The following is an 18,644-nucleotide window of genomic DNA, read 5'->3' as shown; positions in this document are numbered from 1 at the left end:
GCGTCCAACTTGATGAAGGGGCCCGGACCCATGCCAGGTAAACAGCAAGTCCTGTGGAACGATGGTGATCGCCTGTTTTGCCGGCTACGGCGCCCGGACGGCACCCGCGTGCTGCTGATGCAGCCGGCCAATGAGCAGCCTGCGCCCGCCACCGTCGACCGCTTGGCACATGAATATGGTCTACGCGATGAGCTTGAGGGTAGCTGGGCGCTGCAGCCCCAGGCCTTGGAGCGCTTCAATGGCAAGCCGCGCCTGGTACTGAGCGACCCGGGCGGCCAACCGTTGTCGGCCTTGCTGATGTCACCGCTGGACATCGAAACCTGCCTTGAGCTGGCTGTGGCAATTAGCGTTGCCTTGGGCCGCCTGCACTTGGCCGGGTTGGTGCACAAGGACCTCAAACCCCACCATATTCTGGTTGACTGCGACGATGGCAAGGTCCGCCTTACCGGTTTCGGCCTGGCGTCACGCTTGCCCCGCGAGCGGCAAGCGCCCGAACCGCCGGAGACCATCGCCGGCACCTTGGCATACATGGCGCCTGAGCAGACAGGACGGATGAACCGCTCCGTAGACTCACGCAGTGACCTCTACGCGCTGGGGGTGAGCCTGTACCAGATGCTCACTGGTTCGCTGCCCTTCAGCGCCACAGAACCCATGGAGTGGGTGCACTGCCACATTGCTCGCAAACCACTGCCACCCAGCGAGCGCGTTACCACCGTGCCGCCGCTGCTGTCCCGACTGGTGATGAAACTCCTGGCCAAGACCGCTGAAGATCGCTACCAGAGTGCTGCCGGCCTTGAGCAAGACCTGCGCCGGTGCCTTGCCGAGTGGCGACAAGGCCGGAGCATCAAGGCCTTCAGCCTGGATGAACAAGGCGCCCCCGACCGCCTGTTGATCCCGGAAAAGCTATACGGTCGCGAACGCGAAGTGCAGATTCTCGAAGATGCCTTCGCTCGCATGGTGCGCAGCAGCGTGCCGGAGCTGGTGCTGATTTCCGGTTATTCGGGTATCGGAAAATCCTCGGTGGTCAATGAGTTGCACAAGGTACTGGTACCACCGCGAGGACTGTTCGCAAGTGGCAAGTTCGACCAGTACAAGCGCGATATCCCGTATTCCACCCTGGTGCAGGCGTTTCAGGGGCTGGTGCGCACGTTGCTTGGGAAAAGCAGCGAGGTGCTGGCCGGATGGCGTACGGCATTGCTGGCGGCGTGTGGGCCCCACGCACGGCTTATGACCGACCTGATCCCGGAGCTGCGGCTGATCATCGGCGAGCCTGCGCCAGTGCCGGAGCTTGATCCGCAGCAGGCGCAACGGCGGTTTTTGCTGGTATTGAGACGCTTCATCTCGGTGTTTGCCCGCGCCGAGCACCCGCTGGCGCTTTTTCTGGACGACCTGCAGTGGCTGGACGCGGCGACCCTCGACCTGCTCGAAGACCTGCTTACGCACCCGGAACTGCGCTTTCTGATGGTGGTGGGCGCCTACCGCGACAACGAGGTGGATGCCCACCACCCATTGACCGCCAGGCTCCAGGCGATTCGCCAGGCCGGCGCCCCTGTGCATGAGGTTCGCCTTGCGCCCCTGGCACGCCCGCATATCGAACAGCTGATCGCCGAGTCACTGCACTGCCCGGCCCCGAGCGTGATGGGCCTGGCCCAGCTGGTACAGGACAAGACCGCCGGCAACCCGTTTTTTGTCATCCAGTTTCTCCAGGCGCTGGCCGAGGAGTCGCTCCTGGCCTACGACCACGCAGCCCGGCGCTGGCGTTGGGATTCGCAGCGTATCCATGCCAAGGGTTACACCGACAATGTCGTCGACCTGATGGTTGGCAAGCTCGCCCGACTGCCGCTGGCAACCCGTCAGGCACTTCAGCACCTGGCCTGCCTGGGGAACGTGGCGCATACGCAGACGCTTGCCCTGGTGCTCGATCTGCCGATGGAGCGTGTACAGGCGGTTTTATGGGCGGCAATCCGGCTGGAGCTGGTCGCCCACCATGACGGCACCTGCGCGTTCGTTCATGACCGCATTCATGAAGCCGCCTACTCGCTGATTGCCGAACAAGACCGCGCTGCCATGCACCTGCGCATCGGTCGCCTGCTGGCTAACCAAGTGCCGGGCAAGCACCGCGATGAAGCCATTTTCGAGATCGTCGGGCAGCTCAACCGCGGTGCGACGCTGATCGATGCCCCTGGCGAACGCAAGCAGTTGGCCGAACTCAACCTGTTTGCCGGGCGCCGGGCCAAGGCCGCATCGGCCTACGGATCGGCCTTGGCCTACCTGAGCGTGGGCGAGCAATTACTGGAGGGGCCGTGTGCCGCTTATCCGCATGAATTGAGCTTTGCCCTGGCGCTGAACCGGGCTGAATGCGAGTTTCTCACCGGCCAGCTCGGGTGCGCGGACGCGCGGCTGATCGGCCTGGCTCGGCGCGCCAGGACCGCAGCTGAAGGCGTTGCGGTAGCGTGCTTGCATATGGATGTTTGCCTGATGCTCGACCGCAGCGATCGCGCGGTGGCGGTTTGCCTCGCCTGGCTGCGGCAGGTGGGCATCCACTGGGTCGCGCGGCCGAGCGATGACGAGGTACGTGGTGAATATGACCAGATCGCGTTGCGGGTAGGCGCGCGTAGTATCGAGCAGTTGATTGACCTGCCGCTGATGGAGGACGCGACCTCCCTGGCCACCCTGGATGTCTTGTGCAAGCTGTTCGCCCCGGCCGTGCAAACCAATGCCAACCTGGCCTGCCTGACCATATGCAAGGCTGTAAGCTTGAGCCTTGAGCATGGCAACTGTGATGCATCGTGCATGCTCTACGCCAATATCGGGCGGGTGTCCCGGCGCTATGGCGACTACCAGACCGGTTACCGATTCGGGCGTCTTGCTTGCGAGCTGGTCGAGCGGCGCGGCCTGCAACGCTTTGAAGCCAGTACTTTCCTGTGTTTCTCGATGTTCGTGGTGCGCTGGACGCGGCCGGTCAGCGAGTGTCGCGAGTTGCTGCGCCGGGCCTTCGTCGCGGCCAATCGGGTTGGTGACCTGCCGTATGCCGCTTATGTAGGCAATGGGCTGATATCCGATCAGTTGTTCACTGGTGAACCGCTGGGCAGCATGCAACCGGAGGCCGAGCAAGGATTGGCCTACGCAGAAAAAGTGCATTTCGGGCTGGTGATCGACTTCATGAACACACAGCTGGCGCTGATCCGCACGCTGCGCGGGCAAACGCCGGTGTTTGGATGTCTGAACGACGAGCACTTCAGTGAAGCGCGCTTCGAGCAGCACCTGGACGCTGCCCCGGACCTTGCCTTGGCGGCCGGCAAATACTGGGTGCGCAAGCTGCAGGCGCGCTACCTGGCAGGTGACTATGCGGCGGCCGAAGCCTGTGCGGCGCGGGCCAAGGCGCTTAAATGGGTGATCACCTCGTTTTTCGAGGAAGCGGAGTACCACTTCTTTGCCGCACTGACGCTGGCGGCCGGGCAGAGCATTGATGAAGCCACGTTGCAGGCGCTGGCCGAGCACCATGACGAGCTGCAGATCTGGGCCCGGCAGTGCGCAGAAACCTTCGCCAGCCGGCAGGTGCTGCTGGAGGCCGAAATCGCGCGCTTGCAGGGGCACGTGGTCCACGCTGAGCACCTCTATGAACAGGCCATCCAGCTCGCGCGTGACAGCGGCTTTGTGCATGTCGAGGCGCTTGCAAACGAGTTGGCATCGCGTTTCTACGGCAGCCGCGGGCTTGCCCGGATTGCCCGCGTCTACCTTCGAGATGCGCGTTATGGCTACCTGCGCTGGGGCGCCGATGGCAAGGTGCGCCAGCTGGACAGCCGTCATCGTTATCTGCGCAGCATCGAGCCGGAGCCAGGCCCCACGGCTACCATCGCCACCCCGGTCGAGCACCTGGACCTCGCAACGGTGCTCAAAGTGTCTCGCGCCGTGTCGGGCGAAGTCGATCTGCAGAAACTGATCACCCAAGTGCTGCACACGGCGATCGAGCAAGCCGGTGCCGAGCGGGGCGTGTTGGTCCGCGCCAGAGGGAGCGAGCCGCATATCATCGCGCAGGCAAGTGTGGGGCAGGGTGAAGTGGTGCTTTGCAACGAACCGGTGAGCAGTACGTTGCTGGCCGAATCCGTGCTTTACCAGGTACTGCGCACCGGGGAAAGTCTCTGCCTGGACGACGCCATGGGTGACGCTGCGTTCATGGCTGACGACTACATCCGCCGATGCTCGGCCCGGTCGCTGCTATGCCTGCCGCTTGGCAATCAGGCGCGGCTGGTTGGGGCGCTGTACCTGGAGAACAATCTCAGTGCCGGAGTATTCGACCCCGCGCGTATTGCGGTGTTGCGGCTAGTCGCGTCACAAGCCGCCATCTCGCTTGAAAACGCCAGGCTGTATCACGAGGTAGCGGAACGGGAGGCCAAGAATCGCCAGATACAGGCCGAACTGGCGCATGCCAACCGTGTCGCCACCATGGGCCAGTTGGCCGCTTCGATCGCCCATGAAGTCAACCAGCCGATCGCTGCCACGGTCACCAATGCCAATGCCGCCATCCGCTGGTTGAGCGCAAAGCCACCGGCGCTGGATGAAGTAGGCCTGGGGCTGGGACGGATCATCAAGGATGCCAATCGCGCGGCGCAGGTGCTGGGCCGTATTCGTGAGCTGATCCGCAAAACCCCGCCGCAGAAGCACGCGGTGGGCGTCAACGCCGTGGTGCTGGAGATGGTCGACTTTACCCGTGGCGAGGCCGTGAGGGGGAAAGTACAGGTGCATACCACCCTTGCCGAGGGCTTGCCGCAGGTGCTGGTCGACCGTGTTGAGTTGCAGCAGGTGCTGCTGAACCTGATCCTCAACGCGCTGGAAGCGATGATCGAGGTTGAAGGCGTTCGTAAGCTGCAAATAAGCACGGCCCTCGACCAGGAGGGGGTGCGGGTAACAGTGGCGGACAGCGGGCCCGGATTTGCAGTGGAAAACGTAGAACAGGTTTTCGAGCCTTTTTACACCACCAAGGCGACCGGCCTGGGCATGGGGCTGTCGATCTGCCGCTCGATCATCGACAGCCACGGAGGCCGCTTCTGGGCCAGCCCCAAGCAAAGTCCTGGCGCCCAAGTGCAGTTCACCTTGCCGGCGCTTCTGGTTGATTCAGGTCAATAGTCATCAAGCTGTCGGTTGCATGTTTCTTTTAGTTCGTATCAGCTAGATGGCAAAGAGAACCTAAGCGTGACGAGCGATTTATCAGCATGCTGATACAGCGACGACCGCTCATGTCCACCTAAGCCCGTTACAGTCGAGCTGTGCGCACAGGGGAGTCTCATTGAAAACGCCGGTGGTCGACGCAGTCGTTGAGCAAACACCAATCCCTGCGCATTCCGTGGCCTGGCACACCCTGGCAGCCGAGCAGGTGACAAACCTGCTCGAGGTCAATGCGCATGTCGGACTGGAGGTTGCCGAGGTTCAAGCCCGTCTTGACCGCGCTGGTTTCAATCGCCTGCCACAGGCAGCACGGCGCCCGGCCTGGTTTCGATTCTTGCTGCAATTTCACAACATCCTGATTTACGTGCTTTTAGGATCCGCTGCGATTACCGCGATGCTGCAACATCTGTGGGATACGGTAGTGATCCTGGCGGTGGTAATTGCAAACGCAATCATTGGCTACATTCAGGAAGGCAAAGCAGAAAAGGCGATGGATGCTATCCGGCAGATGCTGGCACCGCGCGCCGCAGTGATTCGCGCAGGCGAACGCTTGAGTATTGCGGGTGAGGAACTGGTACCGGGCGATATCGTATTGCTGGAGGCGGGAGACAAAGTCCCTGCTGATTTACGCTTGCTGCACGCGAACAGGCTTCACATTCAGGAAGCCATTCTTACCGGTGAATCCGTACCCGTAGAAAAACATACCCAATCAGTGCCCCTTGACGCAGCTTTGGGTGATCGAACTTGCATGGCGTTCAGCGGTACGCTCGTGACTTGCGGACAAGCAACAGGCGTTGTAGTGGCGACCGCAGCAGCAGCCGAGATCGGACGCATCAGCACTCTGCTTGCAGGTGTAGAAACGCTGACCACTCCGCTGGTGCAGCAAATGAACGTGTTTGCCCGCTGGCTGACGATCCTGATTTTGTTAGTGGGCGGCTTATTGCTCGTGTTCGGCCATTATGTCGGGCACTACGCCTTCAACGAGATCTTCATGGTCGTGGTGGGGATGTCGGTAGCGGCGATACCTGAAGGTCTGCCTGCCGTCCTTACCATTACGCTGGCCGTGGGCGTTCGGGCAATGGCTCGACGTAACGCCATCGTGCGCCGTCTGCCTACCATCGAAACACTAGGCTCGGTATCCGTCATCTGCACTGACAAGACCGGTACACTGACCCGCAACGAAATGATGGTGGCAACGGTCGTCACGAACGATCTGGTCTTCACGGTCGATGGCACGGGTTATCAGCCCGCGGGAAGCATCAGTCTTGCCGATCAGTTAATTGACCTATCGTCTCACCCCAAGCTGTCTGAACTGGGACGAGCAGCAGGTCTTTGCAACGATGCCGTACTGCGCCTGCATGACGATGTATGGACGGTGGAAGGTGATCCGATGGAGGGGGCATTGCTGGCATTCTCCGGGAAAACCGGAATTGATCGAAATGAGGATCGTCGGGCTTGGCCCCGCACTGATGCCATACCGTTTGACGCTAAACACCGCTTCATGGCGACACTGCATCACAATCATGATGGACATGCCTCCATCTACGTGAAAGGCGCGCCAGAGCAGCTACTGGCCATGTGCACGCATCAGCTTGCAAGCACTCGCGAGACTGAACCGCTCAATGTGGACTACTGGCACGCAAAGGCGAACGCCATTGCTGCCAAGGGGCAGCGTGTATTGGCGTTTGCAGTAAGGCCGGTTCGGCCCGAGCACACCGTGTTGGCGTTCGGGGACGTGCAAGGAAAGTTGACGTTGCTGGGCATGGTCGGTCTGATTGATCCACCTAGACCCGAGACGTTAAAGGCGGTTCAGCAATGCCAAAAAGCGGGCATTGCCGTAAAAATGATCACTGGCGATCATGACGGTACCGCCGCCGCTATCGGTCGCCAGATAGGCTTGCAAAATCCCGACAAGGTGCTGACTGGGGTGGACCTGGACGCCATGAACGATGCCGCCCTCAAGGAGGCGGTAAAGGGCATCAACATTTTTGCTCGCACCAGCCCCGAACATAAGCTCAGGTTGGTAATGCTGCTGCAATCGAACGGCATGACCGTGGCCATGACCGGTGATGGCGTTAACGACGCACCGGCGCTAAAGCGTGCAGACGCCGGTATAGCCATGGGTGGAAAAGGCAGTGAGGCCGCCAAGGAGGCCGCAGACCTGGTGTTGGCCGATGACAACTTCGCCTCCATCGTCGCTGCAGTACGCGAAGGCCGAACAGTCTATGACAACATCAAGAAAGTGTTGAGCTGGACGCTGCCTACCAACGCAGGCGAGACCATGACCATCATTGTCGCGCTGCTCCTCGGCATTACGCTGCCGGTGACGCCGATACAGATTCTGTGGATCAACCTGATAACCGCAGTGACCCTCGGCATCGCGCTCGCGTTCGAGCCCACCGAAGAAAACACCATGCTCAGGCCGCCCCGTTCACGTAAGGAACCACTCATAAGCGCAGCCTTGGTCTGGCATATGGTGCTTGTTTCCATTCTTTTCCTCTGCGGTGTTTATGGCATTTTTTCTTATGCCCTCGACCGAGGCTACTCCGTTGAGTTGGCCCGAACCCTCGCGGTGAACACGTTAGTCGTGATGGAAATATTCCACCTGTTCTTCATCCGTAACCTCTACAGCACATCGCTTACCTGGAAGGGTATTCGCGGCACCAAGGTCGTGTGGATCACCGTCATGGTGATTACCTTCGCTCAGTTCGCCATCACGTATGCGCCACCGCTGCAAAAGGTATTTGCAACGCAGGCAATCCCCTTCCTTGATGGCTTGCTGATCATCGGGGTTGGCGTTGCGCTATTTGCGGTTATCGAGATAGAAAAACAGATTCGAATCCGCTTGTCCGAGTAGAACGGGTTGAATGCTGGCGGCACCCGGAACGACAAGCACCTTCATGACCTGAAAGAGGATTTGGAACATGCACAAAATACTGGTTGCGGTCGATGGTTCCGAGCATTCGGAACGCGCCGTGCGTTACCTTATTGGGCTTATCCAAGAGGGTGGGTTGCTGGGCGGTAATGTTGAGGTACATCTGTTGAATGTACAGCCACTTTTACCCACTCGAATCGCAAATGGCATGAGCGAGGATGAGCGTGATCGCTACTATGGGGATAGAAGTGCCGAGGATTCACGAAAGGCTGAGGTGCTTCTGAAGCAAGAAGGGATTGCATTCACACTCCATAGCTTGCAAGGCGATGCAGCCAGTCAAATTGTGGCATGTGCGCATTTCCTTGGATGTGACAGCATCATCCTGGGTTCGCATGGCAATGGTTTTTTGGCAGGGATTTTTCTGGGGTCTGTCGCGGCAAAGGTGATTCAGCTCTCGGATTTACCCATCACCTTGGTCAAATAAGAGATCGGACAAGGCACGCAGCGCTGGCGCTCCGATTTTTCTCGCGCGCCACATCGGGCCTGCGGGATCTCCAATCGAACCAGACAGCCCGTTGACGATGGTTGCGCAAGAACTGAAGCTTCTGGGTGGAGAGGTGGTATTCGAAAAGCGGCGAGCCAACGCCTTCGAAATGACTGGCCTGGCGGACAATTTGCGGTCTCGCGGGGCTACCGGTGTGGTCATCACTGGCATGAAAACTCAATACTGTGTAGACAGCACCTGCCGTGCTGCTCGTGACCTTGGCTTTGATGCGGTACTTGTCGCCGAAGGTCATACCTGTTCAGACACGCCAATGATGAAAGCTAAGGACATCGTTGCCCATCACAATGCAACGCTTGACGGGCCGTTCTGCCGGCTAGTTCGGGCTGAGGAGTGGAACTTCTAGCGGAGCCCGAAACTACAGGAATGCACTTTACTTGCCATCCTGAGCAACTCATCGAACCCAACCGTGGATCTGCCACCTTTACTCGATACGGTGGCAGACCCAAGTCCTAAAGGCCGCTCAATGGGAATGCCGCGGCGTCCCACCTTCACGGGCGATCACACGCATGTGCAGGGTGGCCGGTTCCAGGCAACCACCGGTGGACAACTGCCCGACCAATTGGCGGTAGAGCTCTTGCCACGGTGTCTGAGAGGCTGGGATGTTCGGCTTCCAGGCAGCGCGACGGCGCGCCACTTCGTTATCGTCTACCAGCAGGTCGACGCGACGCTGGTTGAGGTCGACACGCAGCAAGTCATTGGTCTGAAGGAGTGCCAGGCCGCCCCCGACCGCCGCTTCCGGCGACATGTTAAGAATCGACGGGCTGGCCGAGGTGCCGCTCTGGCGACCGTCGCCCAGGCACGGCAACGAGTCGATGCCTTTTTTGATCAGCGCCGCCGGTGGCGCCATGTTGACCACTTCAGCACTGCCCGGGTAACCCACGGTGCCGGCGCCACGGATCACCAGGATGCAACGCTCGTCGATGTCCAGTGCTGGGTCGTCGATGCGGGCGTGGTAGTCCTCGGGGCCCTCGAACACGATGGCCCGCGCCTCAAAGCTGTTTTCCTTGCCTGGCTCGGACAGGTAGGTCTTGCGGAAGGCTTCGCCGACTACCGACATCTTCATGATCGCGCTGTCGAAGAAATTGCCGCTGAGAACGATGAAACCAGCGCTGTGCTTGAGTGGCTCGTCGAACGGCAGGATAACGTCGCGGTTGCTGGTGACGGTGTCGCTGACCACCTCGCCGATGGTCTTGCCGCTTACCGTAGCGCAGGCTTCATGCAGGCGACCGGCCTTGCGCAGCTCGTGCATCACCGCCGGTACGCCGCCGGCACGGTGGAAACCTTCGCCCAGGTACTTGCCGGCCGGCATGCAGTTGACCAGCAGCGGCACGTCTTCACCGATGCGCTGCCAGTCGTCGAGCGACAACTCGATGCCCATGTGCCGGGCAATGGCGATCAAGTGGGGCGGGCAATTGCTTGAGGCGCCAAGGGCCGAGGCTACTGCGATGGCGTTCTCGAATGCTTCGCGGGTCATGATCGATGAGGGGCGTACGTCTTGCATTACCAGTTCGCAGATGCGTCTGCCGGTGACGTAGGCCATTTGCCCGCGTTCCCGATAGGGCGCGGGGATGCTGGCGCAACCGGGCAGCGACATGCCCAGGGCTTCGGCCAGGGCGTTCATCGACAGCGCCGTGCCCATGGTGTTGCAGTGGCCTACCGACGGTGAAGCAGCGGTGGTCATTTCCATGAAGCCTTCGTAGTCGATTTCGCCGGCAGCCATCAGATTGCGCGCATGCCACAGCACCGTGCCCGAGCCGATCAGTTGGCCCTTGTGATGGCCGTCTAGCATTGGTCCGCCGGACAGCACAATGGCCGGCAGGTCGGTGGTGGCGGCGGCCATCAGGCAAGCTGGAGTGGTCTTGTCGCAGCCGGTGGTCAACACCACACCGTCCAGCGGGTAGCCGTGGAGGATCTCCACCAGTCCCAGGTACGCCAGGTTGCGGTCGAGCGCGGCGGTGGGCCGACGGCTCTGTTCGGCGATCGGGTGTACCGGGAACTCCATCGGAATGCCGCCCGCATCACGGATACCGGCCTTGACCCGCTGAGCCAGTTCCAGGTGATGGCGGTTGCAGGGCGTCAAGTCGCTTCCGGTCTGGGCGATGCCGATGATCGGCCGCCCCGATTGCAGTTCAGCGCGGGTCAGGCCGTAGTTCATGTAACGCTCCACGTACAGCGCAGTCATGTCGGCGTGGCTCGGGTCGTCGAACCATTGCTGACTGCGTAGCGAGCGTTTTGGGGTATCGGTCATATCGATCTCTCTTGTATTTTTTGGCCACTGGTTAGCGTTGCGGCACACCGACGCCTAAATGGTTGTGTTGGGATGAAGCAGCACTTCCCACTGCGTCGTCCAGCGCCGTCAGGTCGCGGCCACGGGTTTCGATGGACAGGCAGGTGCCGATCAAGGTCAGCCCAGTCAGCGCCAGGGTGTATAGCGCCAGCACCCAGTAGGCACCACCGGCCAGACCGACCAGGAATATGCCCAGCAGCGGCGCTACGCCGCCGGACAGCATCGCGCCGATTTCTCGGGACAGAGCCACACCGGAGTAGCGGTAGCGGTTGCCGAACAGTTCGGTGAAATGCGCACACTGTGCCCCGAGCATGCTATTTGCAGCCAGAGTGAAGCCACCTATCACCGCGATGTACACCAATGTCGAATTGCCGCTGTCGATCATCCACCACGAGGGGAATGCCCATAACGCGCCGAACAATGCGCCGCCACGGTACACCGCCAGGCGTCCGATACGATCGGACAGAGCGCCGAACAATGGGGTGGTGAATACGCTGAGGATACTGGCGACGAGCACCGCATTGGTACCAATGGTGGCCAGGTTGGCACCTTCCTCGCTGAGATGGCTGCTGGCGAAACCGGTAAGGAAGGCGATGGATACAGTGGCATAGAGGGTCGAGCAGCCTGTTTCGGCCATGCGCATCAACGTAGTCGCTGCCAGTGGCCGACGTGCATTACGCAGCACGGCGCGCATCGGCGATTCGATCACTTGCTGGTTCTGGCTGAGCTGCTGGAACACCGGGCTTTCCTTGAGCTTGAGGCGGATCCAGATGGCCATGAATATCAGCACTACGCTGGCCAGGAAGGGGATCCGCCAGCCCCAGTCGAGCAACTCTTCCTGTGTCAGCGAGCTCTGCATCACGCGGAAAGTGATAGTGGCAAGGGCCAGGCCGCTGAATACCCCAATGAAGGGCAGGGCGGCATAGAACCCTCGTCGCTCACGCGGAGCCAGTTCGGCCATGAGTGTCGCCGCGCCGGTCTGTTCGGCACCCGCACCAAAACCTTGCAGCAGGCGCAGCAGTACCAGTAGCACAGCACCCGTGGCGCCAGTCGGTAGCAGGCCGATCAGGGTAGTAGCGGTACCCATCAGGGCGATGGTCAGCAACAAGACCAGCTTGCGCCCTTTGCGGTCACCCAATGAGCCAAAGAAAAGCCCGCCGAACGGTCGCGCCAAGAATCCTGCGCCATAGGTGGCGAAACTGGCGAGCAAGGCGCCTGTGGTGCCGAGGGTGGGGAAGAATATATGGCCGAAGACCAGCGCCGCGGCTAGCCCATAAATGGCGAAATCGTAGTACTCCAGAGCACTGCCGATTGCGCCGGTATAGATCGCCCGGCGCAGCTGACGCGGGTCGGGCACGGCGTCCTTGGCTTGGGTTTGCATGTCTTGCCTCGCTTTTTTGTTGTTATGGGCCCGGCGGAAATCCTGAGTGTTGCTACTTCAGGAGTCCTCGAGCGGCTAGGTTGTGCATCATCGCGCCGAGACCGAAGGTCCAAGGGCGAGCTTGGTCGCTTGTCGTGACTTGGTTATGCAGTTGGCCCAGAAACGGGCTGGCAATGCGCACGTGATCGCCGGGTTTGTGCGTGAAGCCGGCACCCGGCTGGTCGCGGTCCTCGGTGGGGGCGAAAAGCGTGCCGAGAAACAGCATGAAGCCGTCTGGGTACTGATGATTTTCGTTGAGGGTCTGCCGCACCAGATCTTCGGGGTCGCGGCTGATCTGGTCCATCGAACTGCTGCCAAGCAGGCGGTAGCCATCGCGACCCTGGACTTCCAGATCGACCACGCAGCGGCGCACAGTGTCCAAGTCGAAGGTCTCATCGAACAGGCGAATGAACGGGCCGACGGCGCAAGAGGCATTATTGTCCTTGGCCTTGCTCAGCAGCAGTGCGCTGCGGCCCTCGAAGTCGCGCAGGTTGACGTCGTTGCCCAAGGTCGCGCCATGAATCCGGCCGCGGCTGTCGACCGCCAGCACCACCTCCGGTTCGGGGTTGTTCCATGCCGATTTCGGGTGCACGCCGATTGCGCTGCCGCTGCCGACAGCAGCCAGCACAGGTGCTTTGGTAAAGATTTCCGCATCCGGACCGATCCCGACTTCCAGGTATTGGGACCACATTCCCTTTTCCAGCAGCAGTGCTTTCAACGCCATTGCCTGTTGAGAGCCTGGCCGCACCGCACGCAAGTTGTCACCGATCACCGTGCGTACTGTGGCACGCACCGCTTCGGCTTTGCTGGCGTCGCCGCCGGCTTGCTCCTCGATCACCCGTTCGATCATGCTGGCGGCGAATGTCACGCCTGCGGCTTTGATGACTTGCAGGTCGACTGGCGCGAGCAGATAGGGCTTGCTGGCATCGAAGGCGGCACCGCTGTTGCTCAGCAGCGCCTCGACGCTACCCAGAAACTGGCCCGGCGTGCTGCGTACTGCCTGTAGCGGATCTTCATGCTCAAGCAACTGACTGAGGGTGGCGAAGCGTTCGGAGAGGTCGAACACACCGTCATTACGCAACACTATCGGCGAGGGGCCGCCGGGTTCACCGGGCGTCCAGGCGCGGCCGACAAGGGTGCCGGCCAGGTTGTCCTCGGGAAGAGTATTAGCGGAAGTGAGCGTTATCGGCATGGCATCTAGGTCTCCTGGATCTGAAAGCTGAACGCTAGGGCAAACCGTGCGATAAACTCCAATGGCATCTTTTCACTATTCGATAACATGTGGTTATTGCCCCAAGGTGGATTCATGTCGGACCTATCTTTTTCTCACGTCTGCAACTGGCTTAAATTCCGCCACCTTCTGCTCATCGACACACTCGGTCGCACACACAACATGCATCTGGCAGCTCAGCAGATGAACCTCAGCCAGCCGGCGATCAGCAAGATGCTCAAGGAGATCGAGAACCTGCTCGGCTTCGCCCTGTTCGAGCGTCTGCCACGCAGCATGCCGCCCACCGCCCTGGGCGAGCAGGTGGTGCGCTATGCCCAGGTCGCACTCAATGATGCGCGCACCTTCGTCGACCAGATCGACAGCCTGCGCCAAGGCGGCCACGGGCATCTGAAGATTGGCGGCATCTTTGCCGCCACCGCCGTAGCGCTGCCAGAAGCCATCGTCGAGATAAAGCAGCGCAAGCCGTTGCTATCGATTGAGGTGGTGGAGCAGACCAGCGACCATCTCATGGCGATGCTGGAGGACAAGAACCTGCACCTGGCGGTAGCACGATTCACCGATGTGGCGCAGCACCAGCGCTTCGACTTCCAGCCGCTGGCGCCGGAGCCGTTCTGCTTCGTGGTCAACGACCAGCATCCTTTGAGCGATGCCGGGCCGGTGACGCTGCCTCAGTTGCTCGAGTGGCCGTGGATCCTCTACCCGAAGGGCACGCCAATTCGTGGTCGCATGGAACGCGCGTTCGCCGAGGCCGGGGTCGCGGTGCCGCGCAACACCATCGACACCATTTCGATGCAGACCTTCCTCAAGGTGCTGTTGGGCGGCCCGATGATCGGCATGCTGCCCCAGGCGATGGTCGAGCCACATCTTGCCAGCGGGGTACTTATCAACCTCGATACGCCGCTGCACCTGGATCCCCAGGATTACGGCATCTTGACCCGCAAAGGCGAGCCCTTGACCGGCGCGGCGTTGGAGTTTGCCGAGATACTGCTGGCCAACGCACGAAGGGTGCAGTTGGACTGATAACAAGCGGTTATCAGATGATCCCCAAAAGCCATTGGGCAAGAATCGCAGAGCCGCATAGATTAGTGCCCACTGTCTTACGCGACGCGAAGGGACCCTTCATGACTTCATTTGCAGGCCAACAATTCATCGGCGGTAGCCGCCGTGCTACCGGGACTGCTTCATTGCATAGCGTGGATGCGCACACCGGGCAGGCGCTACCTGGTGCGTTTTTCCAAGCTACCGAGCAAGAAGTGGATGCGGCTGCTCTAGCCGCTGCCGCTGCCTATCCGATCTACCGGGCGTTGCCCGCTCTGCGCCGGTCCGAATTCCTCGATGCCATTGCCGATGCGCTGGATGCGCTGGACGATGACTTCATTGATACCGTATGTAGCGAGACCGCCTTGCCAGCAGCAAGAATCTTGGGCGAGCGGGCGCGGACCAGCGGTCAGTTGCGGTTGTTTGCCTCTGTGTTGCGCCGAGGTGATTTCGCCGGTGCGCGTATCGACCGCGCACAGCCCCAGCGCACCCCGCAGCCACGGCTGGATATCCGCCAGTGCCGCATGGGCCTGGGGCCGGTGGCGGTATTTGGCGCCAGTAACTTCCCTCTGGCGTTTTCCACCGCCGGTGGCGATACCGCCGCAGCCCTGGCTGCAGGCTGCCCAGTGGTGTTCAAGGCCCACAGCGGCCACATGGGGACTGCGCAATGGGTGGCCGAGGCGATTGTAGGGGCCGCCGAGCGTTGTGGCATGCCTGCCGGCGTGTTCAACATGATTTTCGGTGGTGGCGTGGGTGAGGCCTTGGTCAAACACCCTGCCATTCAGGCGGTTGGCTTCACCGGCTCGCTCAAGGGCGGCCGTGCCCTTTGCGACATGGCCGCGGCGCGGCCACAACCGATCCCGGTTTTCGCCGAAATGAGCAGTATCAACCCGGTGCTGGTATTGCCCGGCGCGCTGGCGGTTCGCGCCGAGGCCGTGGCCTGCGAGCTGGTCGCCTCGGTGGTGCTTGGGTGTGGGCAGTTCTGCACCAATCCCGGTTTGGTACTGGGCGTGCGCTCTCCCGAATTCAGCACCTTTGTCGAACACATGCGTGCGCAGGTAGCCGACCAGTCACCGCAAACCATGCTTAACAAAGGCACCTTGGCCAGCTATGCCCACGGTGTGGCTACCCTCAAGGCACTGCCCGGCATTCGCCATCTAGCGGGTGCCGAACAGCAGGGCAACCAGGCCTGGCCGCAACTGTTCGCGGCGGATGCGCGGTTGCTGCTCGAGGGTGAGCCGTTACTGCAAGAAGAAGTCTTTGGCCCGGCCACGGTGGTGGTAGAACTGGCCGACCAGGCCCAGTTGCTTGCTGCACTGCATGCACTGGGTGGGCAACTGACCGCCACGCTGATCGGCGAGCAGAGCGATCTGGCCGCTGCCGCCCCACTGGTAGCGGTACTGGAACAGAAGGCCGGTCGGATCCTCGTCAACGGCTACCCGACCGGTGTCGAGGTCTGCGACGCCATGGTGCACGGCGGCCCGTACCCAGCCACTTCTGACAGCCGTGGCACCTCAGTTGGCACACTGTCGATCGACCGCTTCCTGCGCCCGGTGTGCTACCAGAACTTCCCCGATGCGCTGTTGCCCGAAGCCCTGCGCGACGCCAATCCACTAGGGCTGCTGCGGCTGGTCGATGGTCAGCCCAGCCGCGAACCGATTCGCTGACAGGTACTACCATCGGGCACTCGTGCCCGATGCTCTCTAAATAAGAACAATCAGGCGTGCACGACATGCCAAGAGGTTGGTTATGGCTCATCAAGTTGTCGACCCCATGCGCGATCAGGCTTTCGAAGATCGCACCTATCGCAAGGTAATCATACGAATCCTGCCTGTCCTGTTGCTGTGTTACATGGCGGCCTATCTCGACCGGGTGAATATCGGCTTCGCGAAACTGAGCATGCTGGAGGATCTGCAGTTCAGTAATACGGTCTACGCCTTGGGCGCGAGCGTTTTCTTCTGGGGCTACTTTCTGTTTGAAGTCCCGAGCAACTTGTTGCTGCATCGATACGGCGCGCGGTTCTGGATCGCCCGCATCATGCTGAGCTGGGCCATCATCTCCATGGCTGTGGCATTTACCCAGCCACTTGCCGCGTTCTTCCATGTCGAGTCCAGTACCATGTTTTACGTGCTGCGCTTCCTGCTCGGTATCTGTGAGGCAGGCTTCTTCCCGGGAGTGATTCTTTACCTCAACTACTGGTTCCCGACCCATCGGCAAAGCCGGGTGATGTCTGGTTTCCTGATGGCAATGCCTGTCAGCCTGACGCTGGGCGGCATTTTGTCTGGCTGGCTCATGACCAGCATGGATGGCTGGCACGGTATGGCCGGTTGGCAGTGGATGCTGCTGGTCGAGGGTGTACCGTCGGTGATCATGGCGGCCATCGTTTATTGCTGCTTGTGCGACAACATCGACAAGGCGGCTTGGTTGTCCCAGCAGGAAAAGGAACTGCTCAAAGCCAACTTGAAGCAAGAGGAGCACGGCAAGGTTTCACGCCTCAAAGATGTCTTCTTCAGCCCACGTGTTTGGCTGCTCGTATTCATCTTGCTCACGTTCAACACAGGTTTTTATGGCCTGGCCTTCTGGATGCCGTCGATCATCAAGAGCGCGGGAGTGACCAGCACCCTGGAAATCGGCTTGCTGACCGCCATCCCTTATGGCGTTGCGGTGATCGCCATGTTCCTCAACGCGCGCCACTCCAACCGCACTGGTGAACGCCGGCTGCATGCCGCGATCCCGGCGTTCATCGGTGGCTGCGGGTTGATCCTGAGTGCTGTTTTCGCACACAACGTTGTCCTTTCAATCGTGTTCCTGACCGTGGCGGCATCCGGGGTGCTCAGCCTGATGCCTATCTTCTGGACGTTGCCGGGCACGGTGCTCTCAGGTGTCGCAGCTGCGGCAGGCATAGGCATGATCAACGCGTTCGGCAACCTGTCTGGTTTCACCGGTTCGATGATTACAGCAGTGGCGGAGAACCTCACCGGCGACATCAACAACGGCACTTATGTCTTGGGCCTGTGCCTGTTCATCAGTGGAGCATTGATCATGGCGATCCCCGCCGCGATGTTGAAGCGGCCCGACTCGCAGCCCCGCGCGCAGTTGAACCTGGAGGCAGCATGAACATCAATCACGGAGCAAGCCCGCGCCAGGCCCTGCTGATGCTGGCGCCGTTGCTCGACGAGCACGAAAGTCAGCTCGCCAGGCAGTTCGACTTGGTACGTGCTTTTGATTCGCATGCCCTGGAGGCTGTTCTAGCCGACCGGCCGGAACGTTTCCGTGCGGTGGTGACCAACGGAGTAGTGGGGGTGCCAACCCCAGTCATGCGCGCACTGGTCAACCTGTCATTGATCGCTGTCAACGGTGTGGGCGTTGATTGCATTGATCTGGACCAGGCGAAAGCCCGCGGCATTCGGGTCGAGACGACGGTCGATATCCTCACGGATGCCGTGGCGGACCAAGCAATAGCTTTGCTCTTGAGCTTGCTGCGTCAGGTTTGCGTGGCTGACCGCTTCGTTCGGGCGGGCCAGTGGCGCGAGGCCGCATTCCCATTGCTAGGCACCACGTTGCGAGGGCTGCGCGTCGGCATCATAGGTCTCGGCCGTATCGGCCAAGCGATTGCCAGTCGCCTACTGCCGTTCGGAGTCAAGCTGGCGTATCACAACCGCAATGAGCTGCAGGGCTGCAGTTACACCTATTACCCCGACGCTGGCAGCCTGGCCGCGGACAGTGACATTCTTATCCTCGCTGCCGCAGGAGGAAGTGCGACGTCACGCCTGGTCAATGCGCCAGTGCTGGAAGCGCTTGGCGCGAAAGGGGTGATTGTAAACGTGGCGCGGGGAAGCGTGATCGACGAAGTGGAACTGGTTGCTCGCTTGCAGGATGGGCGACTTGCAGGGGCGGCCTTGGACGTGTTCGTAAATGAACCGCAAGTGCCCACCAGCTTGTTTGACCTGGATAACGTAGTGCTTCAGCCGCACATAGGCAGCGCTACGCTGCAGGCTAGGAAGGCTATGGGGGACTACGTCGTTACTGCGATTTGTCGAAGTACACTTTGAAGGAGAGGCA

The 18,644-nt window shown here is 60.7% G+C and carries 10 protein-coding genes and 1 pseudogene; 8 read left to right on the top strand and 3 right to left on the bottom strand.

The window, feature by feature from the left end; all coding sequences use genetic code 11:
* Positions 1-30: 30 nt before the first annotated feature.
* The 4 genes and pseudogenes from QCL51_RS16250 to QCL51_RS16235 all read left to right on the top strand — a co-directional run.
* Complete coding sequence (locus QCL51_RS16250; protein WP_338443744.1) at positions 31-5,127, top strand: AAA family ATPase; 5,097 nt, start codon at positions 31-33, stop codon at positions 5,125-5,127.
* A gap of 160 nt (positions 5,128-5,287) precedes the next feature.
* Positions 5,288-8,023, top strand: a complete 2,736-nt coding sequence (locus QCL51_RS16245) for a cation-transporting P-type ATPase (RefSeq protein WP_338443742.1) — start codon at positions 5,288-5,290, stop codon at positions 8,021-8,023.
* A 67-nt stretch (positions 8,024-8,090) separates the two neighbouring features.
* Positions 8,091-8,525, top strand: a complete 435-nt coding sequence (locus QCL51_RS16240) for a universal stress protein (RefSeq protein ID WP_103444045.1) — start codon at positions 8,091-8,093, stop codon at positions 8,523-8,525.
* Between the two features lie 10 nt (positions 8,526-8,535).
* A pseudogene (locus QCL51_RS16235) lies at positions 8,536-8,949 on the top strand (isochorismatase family protein); the annotation flags it as partial.
* A 117-nt stretch (positions 8,950-9,066) separates the two neighbouring features.
* Here the strand turns inward: QCL51_RS16235 and QCL51_RS16230 are convergent.
* The 3 genes from QCL51_RS16230 to QCL51_RS16220 are packed head-to-tail and all read right to left on the bottom strand — an operon-like array spanning position 9,067 to position 13,505.
* The gene (locus tag QCL51_RS16230; RefSeq protein WP_021785539.1) at positions 9,067-10,854 is read right to left on the bottom strand and encodes an IlvD/Edd family dehydratase; all 1,788 of its coding nucleotides are present in this window, start codon (positions 10,852-10,854) and stop codon (positions 9,067-9,069) included.
* Between the two features lie 31 nt (positions 10,855-10,885).
* Positions 10,886-12,274: an MFS transporter gene (locus QCL51_RS16225; RefSeq protein ID WP_021785538.1), complete on the bottom strand. Its 1,389-nt coding sequence runs from the start codon at positions 12,272-12,274 to the stop codon at positions 10,886-10,888.
* 52 nt (positions 12,275-12,326) lie between these two features.
* On the bottom strand, positions 12,327-13,505 hold the full coding sequence (locus QCL51_RS16220) for a fumarylacetoacetate hydrolase family protein (RefSeq protein ID WP_021785537.1): 1,179 nt from the start codon (positions 13,503-13,505) through the stop codon (positions 12,327-12,329).
* 114 nt (positions 13,506-13,619) lie between these two features.
* Between QCL51_RS16220 and QCL51_RS16215 the strand changes: the two genes are divergently transcribed.
* From QCL51_RS16215 to QCL51_RS16200, 4 genes are all read left to right on the top strand, one after another.
* Complete coding sequence (locus QCL51_RS16215) at positions 13,620-14,564, top strand: LysR family transcriptional regulator (RefSeq protein ID WP_021785535.1); 945 nt, start codon at positions 13,620-13,622, stop codon at positions 14,562-14,564.
* Between the two features lie 101 nt (positions 14,565-14,665).
* Positions 14,666-16,249, top strand: a complete 1,584-nt coding sequence (locus tag QCL51_RS16210; RefSeq protein ID WP_021785534.1) for an aldehyde dehydrogenase (NADP(+)) — start codon at positions 14,666-14,668, stop codon at positions 16,247-16,249.
* 82 nt (positions 16,250-16,331) lie between these two features.
* Positions 16,332-17,699, top strand: coding sequence for an MFS transporter (locus QCL51_RS16205; protein ID WP_021785533.1), 1,368 nt, complete (start codon positions 16,332-16,334; stop codon positions 17,697-17,699).
* Positions 17,696-18,634 carry a 2-hydroxyacid dehydrogenase gene (locus QCL51_RS16200; RefSeq protein WP_021785532.1) on the top strand — a complete coding sequence of 313 codons (939 nt, stop codon included), beginning with the start codon at positions 17,696-17,698 and terminating at the stop codon, positions 18,632-18,634. Before QCL51_RS16205 ends, QCL51_RS16200 begins: the two co-directional genes overlap by 4 nt.
* Positions 18,635-18,644: the final 10 nt, after the last annotated feature.

This window comes from Pseudomonas sp. LTR0 (assembly GCF_036630035.1).
Lineage (GTDB): Bacteria > Pseudomonadota > Gammaproteobacteria > Pseudomonadales > Pseudomonadaceae > Aquipseudomonas > Aquipseudomonas putida_Y.
This window is presented reverse-complemented; position numbering and strand designations above follow the sequence as displayed.

What these genes read in the sequence shown, in the direction of transcription:
- QCL51_RS16230 (WP_021785539.1), bottom strand. Translation starts at nt 10,854, where the DNA reads ATGACCGATACCCCAAAACGCTCGCTACGCAGTCAGCAATGGTTCGAC.
- QCL51_RS16215 (WP_021785535.1), top strand. Translation starts at nt 13,620, where the DNA reads ATGTCGGACCTATCTTTTTCTCACGTCTGCAACTGGCTTAAATTCCGC.
- QCL51_RS16205 (WP_021785533.1), top strand. Translation starts at nt 16,332, where the DNA reads ATGGCTCATCAAGTTGTCGACCCCATGCGCGATCAGGCTTTCGAAGAT.
- QCL51_RS16225 (WP_021785538.1), bottom strand. Translation starts at nt 12,274, where the DNA reads ATGCAAACCCAAGCCAAGGACGCCGTGCCCGACCCGCGTCAGCTGCGC.
- QCL51_RS16240 (WP_103444045.1), top strand. Translation starts at nt 8,091, where the DNA reads ATGCACAAAATACTGGTTGCGGTCGATGGTTCCGAGCATTCGGAACGC.
- QCL51_RS16200 (WP_021785532.1), top strand. Translation starts at nt 17,696, where the DNA reads ATGAACATCAATCACGGAGCAAGCCCGCGCCAGGCCCTGCTGATGCTG.
- QCL51_RS16210 (WP_021785534.1), top strand. Translation starts at nt 14,666, where the DNA reads ATGACTTCATTTGCAGGCCAACAATTCATCGGCGGTAGCCGCCGTGCT.
- QCL51_RS16220 (WP_021785537.1), bottom strand. Translation starts at nt 13,505, where the DNA reads ATGCCGATAACGCTCACTTCCGCTAATACTCTTCCCGAGGACAACCTG.
- QCL51_RS16250 (WP_338443744.1), top strand. Translation starts at nt 31, where the DNA reads ATGCCAGGTAAACAGCAAGTCCTGTGGAACGATGGTGATCGCCTGTTT.